The organism is Bartonella sp. LB28NMGDW (genome assembly GCF_042194435.1).
Classification (GTDB): Bacteria; Pseudomonadota; Alphaproteobacteria; order Rhizobiales; family Rhizobiaceae; genus Bartonella; species Bartonella grahamii.
On record NZ_JBHIMX010000041.1, the window covers coordinates 1 to 4197 of the forward strand.

7 protein-coding genes and 1 pseudogene are annotated in these 4197 nt (G+C 36.5%); 7 read left to right on the forward strand and 1 reads right to left on the reverse strand.

Features of this window, described 5'->3' with window-relative positions:
- Positions 1-406 precede the first annotated feature (406 nt).
- From ACFIKG_RS08660 to ACFIKG_RS08680, 5 genes are all read left to right on the forward strand, one after another.
- Entirely contained in the window at positions 407-925 is a 519-nt protein-coding gene (locus ACFIKG_RS08660) for a Rha family transcriptional regulator (protein ID WP_375652130.1), read from the forward strand.
- A 76-nt stretch (positions 926-1001) separates the two neighbouring features.
- Positions 1002-1742: a hypothetical protein gene (locus ACFIKG_RS08665; RefSeq protein ID WP_375626935.1), complete on the forward strand. Its 741-nt coding sequence runs from the start codon at positions 1002-1004 to the stop codon at positions 1740-1742.
- A 311-nt stretch (positions 1743-2053) separates the two neighbouring features.
- Positions 2054-2494: a single-stranded DNA-binding protein gene (ssb, locus tag ACFIKG_RS08670; protein ID WP_273788733.1), complete on the forward strand. Its 441-nt coding sequence runs from the start codon at positions 2054-2056 to the stop codon at positions 2492-2494.
- Positions 2495-2508: 14 nt separating this feature from the next.
- Positions 2509-2847: a hypothetical protein gene (locus ACFIKG_RS08675; protein WP_273788732.1), complete on the forward strand. Its 339-nt coding sequence runs from the start codon at positions 2509-2511 to the stop codon at positions 2845-2847.
- Entirely contained in the window at positions 2834-3361 is a 528-nt protein-coding gene (locus tag ACFIKG_RS08680) for a hypothetical protein (protein WP_375652131.1), read from the forward strand. Before ACFIKG_RS08675 ends, ACFIKG_RS08680 begins: the two co-directional genes overlap by 14 nt.
- A gap of 28 nt (positions 3362-3389) precedes the next feature.
- On the opposite strand, the gene ACFIKG_RS08685 is transcribed toward ACFIKG_RS08680, so the two are convergent.
- Positions 3390-3572, reverse strand: coding sequence for a hypothetical protein (locus tag ACFIKG_RS08685; RefSeq protein ID WP_375649523.1), 183 nt, complete (start codon positions 3570-3572; stop codon positions 3390-3392).
- Between the two features lie 208 nt (positions 3573-3780).
- On the opposite strand from ACFIKG_RS08685, the gene ACFIKG_RS08690 reads away from it, so the two are divergent.
- Both ACFIKG_RS08690 and ACFIKG_RS08695 read left to right on the forward strand, forming a co-directional pair.
- The gene (locus ACFIKG_RS08690; protein ID WP_375652132.1) at positions 3781-4113 is read left to right on the forward strand and encodes a hypothetical protein; all 333 of its coding nucleotides are present in this window, start codon (positions 3781-3783) and stop codon (positions 4111-4113) included.
- A pseudogene (locus ACFIKG_RS08695) lies at positions 4094-4197 on the forward strand (terminase); the annotation flags it as partial. The gene ACFIKG_RS08690 and the pseudogene ACFIKG_RS08695, both read left to right, overlap by 20 nt.

Below are 4197 nucleotides of genomic sequence, written 5' to 3' on the forward strand. Positions count from 1 at the left end.
ATAAACATGTCCATTTACGCACTACATTTTATACTAAAAACCAAAAGTAAAATTTAAAAGCACTTGGTATTCAATTATGTAGGTATCAAAATGAAAAAAATTGAAAAAAATAAAAAATACGTATTGACATTAAAAGGTCATTCTGTTAAACGAATCACAAGTGCTTCAAAAACACTTAGCTATTAGCGGATGGGTTACGTAACAACCTTTCCCATGCCTTTAAAATACTGATTGTTTTTTATGCTATTATTAGCATATATTGATTACATCGGGTGTAGCTATGCCATACAATACCCTTCGCGAGGGAAAAGCATAGCGACGGACTAATAGCCGTGTTTTTGAGCGCCCGATGCCCTTATAGGGTTTTTAAATCAAAAACGTACTAACTATTAGAAAGGTTTTTTCAATGAAAGATCTAGTTACAATCAATGATGATGGCGTTGCAGTTACAAATTCTCTAAAAATTGCAGAGGGTGTGGGTAATAGCCATGCTACTGTTATTAGATTGCTACGTAAAAATATTAAAGATTTTGAAGAGTTTGGAAGGGTTGGATTTGAGATCGTACCCTTTAAAACAAATGGCGGATGTCAAAAAAGAGAAATCGCAATCCTTAATGAATCACAAGCAACTCTACTGATGACATATATGCGCAATAATAATACGGTGCGTGCATTTAAAAAGGCGCTTGTTAAAGCTTTTTATGAATTAAAAAGCCAATCAAAAAATCATGATTTATTCTCTAGAGATAATGATTTATTTTCTTATGAAAGTTTAAAAGCTCCTGAGGGAATTGGTAAAGTTTTGGGAATGATTGCTGCGCGTTTATCGTATGTAAATGATCTACAAAAAGAGCTTGATCACTACAAATTGGTTACGACAGAAGCCAAGCGCGTTTTAACAAACGCTATTGCAAAAGCAGCTTAAATAACAGGCGTTGCGGGGGCGCCTTCTCAAATTTCCATTAAAATTTTATCGAATATTTAGATTAGGAGTAAAACCTATGACCACTAAAAATGTATCCAAAAAATATGAACTCACAGATGAAATCCACCGTATTCCTGAGGGAAAAACTGTACGTCGTATAAGAGCATTAAGAGATTTTGCAGATGTTAAAGCAGGTGATCTCGGTGGCGTTATTGAAAACGAAAAAAGCTTATCACATGATGGTGATTGCTGGGTTTATGATAACGCCATGGTTGCTATGGATTCTGTTGTTTCTGAAAATGCACAAGTGCGTAATAATGCACGTGTTTATAAAAGTGCAAAAATATCAGGCAACGCTATTGTTTGTGACAATGCTCAGGTTTTTCATAATGCAAAAATTTCTGATAATGCAAAAATTTGTGATAACGCAATGGTTAATGGTAATGTTTTTGGCAATGCAGTTGTTTGTGATAATGCTCAGGTCTCTTTTCTTGGTCATATTTCTGATAATGCAAAAGTTTCTGATTATGCGCATGTAACTGGCAGGGTTTATGGAAATGCACGCGTTTATGGAAATGCTTGTATTTATGGATTTTCTGAGATTTACGATGATGCGCAGGTTTATGACAGGGCTACTATTTCTGAGCATGTAAAGGTTTATGGAAATGCACGGGTTTGTGACCAGGCAACGGTTTATAGCAAGCCTCGTACAGATGGCTATGCACCACCTATCTATGTAAAGATTTATGGCAATGCCGTGGTTAATGGCAATCAAAAAATTTCTGAAGATATTTGTGGTGATGATAAAGCAGCGTAAATAACGGGGCGGGGGGCTGCTTTATAGCAAAAAAGCCGCGTCCTTTAAGACACGGCTTTTATGATCAAAACAGCTAGCGATCCAAATAAACGATTAAAATAACCAATCGAAATATAAAAGAACATCTCTTTATTGCACAAAACGTATCAAAAAGCAAGCTGTTAAGTAAAATAAAAATGGGATTCATACTGTAGATTCAGTGTGTTATGATAAATTCTGTTTGTAAAAATACACCATAATGTGTTATACTACCATCAGTTGTGAGTTATGTTTGTTCTAAGTACTATTTTCCATTAAAGGACAGAAAGCAAATGCTTAATAAAGTGATGTTAATTGGTCATTTAGGCGCCAATCCAGAAAGCAAAACAATGTCATCTGGCACCGAGGTGGTCAATTTTCGAATGGCAACGTCTGAGAGCTATACAGATAAAAATACTCATCAAAAAGTAGAGAAAACTGAATGGCATTCAGTTGTGATTTTTAATCCACATTTGGCAAAAATTGCACTTCAGTATCTAAACAAAGGTTCAAAAGTTTACGTAGAAGGAAAATTACAGACACGCAAATGGCAAGATAAAAACGGTGTTGATCGCTATGTAACAGAAGTCATATTGCCTCAGTACAAAGGCGAGTTAAAGCTTTTAGATGGCAAAAATGATGATAATCAAGATCAGTCATCTGCTTATGACAGAAGCATTTACAGACCTCTTGATACGCCCCATACCGTTATGAATGACAGTGTTCCTTTTTAATAGAGGGTATTTAAATGTCTGATAAGCCGCCGCTCCATACCTTTAGTGCAATCTGTAAATCTAAGCCAGTTTATAACTATACTATTACAGATCAGGAGATAAAATCATTACAACATAATAATAAGATTGAGACATTCTGTAATATATCAGCAGGCTTTCTAATTGTAATGATTGTCATTATCTTCGTGTGGATGATGAATGATGATGATGATTGGAAAAAAATTCCAGCCTTTTGTATAGGCGGCGTGTTGCTAGTACTTGTAGCGTCTTTAGATGCAAAAATAAATTCAAACTCAGAGGAAATTTGGGAAAACGTTAAACAGGTGTCTGAGGTTATCTGTGAAAAAAAATAAAAAAAGGGGACGCCCTAAAATAAAAGGGCAGGTAAGAGAACCAAACGGACGTATATCACGTGCAAAAGCACCGCGTGAAGCCGTTGATAAATTGGCAATAGAAATGCGTGCAAAGCGCTTCGGTTTAACGCTACAAGAGGCAAAAAATCCACTTTCTGGTACCTATATCGGGCGGCTTTGCTTGCAAGGCGTGCTTACTCAAGAGCAATACGACGCCGCGCAACAGTACCTACAGATAAGGAATAATTACCTTTGTGCAAAGGGCTTGCCTAATGCGATTTATGACGAAATGCCGTCATCATCTGATGATAAAGCAAGAGACAAGTGGGTAGAGTTTGCAACAGAACAATTTTTTAATACGCAAGAAGCAATAAAAGAAGCGCAATGCCTCTATAGACAATATAACCTTTATGCAGCGTTACAGTACCTCGTCATAGAAGATCAAATGCTACCACATCTTGTGAATTCACTGCGCGTTGCTCTTAATGCGCTTGATAAGTATTTTGATCGTTAGGTTTACTGGCAATCAGATTTTAAACTTCTTAATCTTCTGCTTTCTTAATTTCATCTTTTAACTTCTTAATTTCATCTGTTAATTTCCTAATTTTATCATTTGCTACTGAAAGACTATATTCATTATAAACAAGAGCAATAATTGCTATTATAAAAGCAGTCCATAAGCTAATGATATCGAAATACCAAACTAGTAATATTACTAAAGACATCTTTTTTCTTTATTTAGGGGAAAATTTCATATCGAATTTATATTGATTCTATAATTGCATCAATATGTATCGTTTTCTTATTGACAAATTGTAGCAAATCGTATTTAATGTTATTACTGTACTTGGTCGTATTGTGTCTAAACGAGAGGCAGTGCAGTTTGGAATCCCCGCAAATGCGGGGTTTTTTATTATCTGGAGGGTGTTTTTTATGACATCACAAAATACAGAACAGGCTCCACAACCGATTAAAAAGCGTATACCCCCAAAGGCAGGTCAAGGGCGTGTCAAAGGCGTTCCGAATAAGATGACGCGCATTTTAAAAGAAGCAGTGGTTAAGGCTGCTGAGAATGCTGGGAATAAAATTGGCAAGGATGGTTTGATCTCTTATTTGGAAAAACAGGCTATAGAATGTCCAGCGGCTTATTTAGCGTTGCTTGGTAAGGTGTTGCCTTTACAGGTAACAGGTGAAGATGGGGGAGCCATTAAGGTGATAACGCGTGTAGAAATCGCGCCTTTGGTCAATGACAACACGACAGATTAGTATTGTACCAAAGCTTATACCGATTTTTACAGGGGATGCTTTGGTACGGGCGGCTTGGGGTGGACGAGGGTCTGGAAAGACAAG

Coding starts and splice junctions, on each gene's coding strand:
- ACFIKG_RS08675 (WP_273788732.1), top strand. CDS start 2,509: ATGTCTGATAAGCCGCCGCTCCATACCTTTAGTGCAATCTGTAAATCT.
- ACFIKG_RS08690 (WP_375652132.1), top strand. CDS start 3,781: ATGACATCACAAAATACAGAACAGGCTCCACAACCGATTAAAAAGCGT.
- ACFIKG_RS08685 (WP_375649523.1), bottom strand. CDS start 3,572: ATGTCTTTAGTAATATTACTAGTTTGGTATTTCGATATCATTAGCTTA.
- ssb (WP_273788733.1), top strand. CDS start 2,054: ATGCTTAATAAAGTGATGTTAATTGGTCATTTAGGCGCCAATCCAGAA.
- ACFIKG_RS08665 (WP_375626935.1), top strand. CDS start 1,002: ATGACCACTAAAAATGTATCCAAAAAATATGAACTCACAGATGAAATC.
- ACFIKG_RS08660 (WP_375652130.1), top strand. CDS start 407: ATGAAAGATCTAGTTACAATCAATGATGATGGCGTTGCAGTTACAAAT.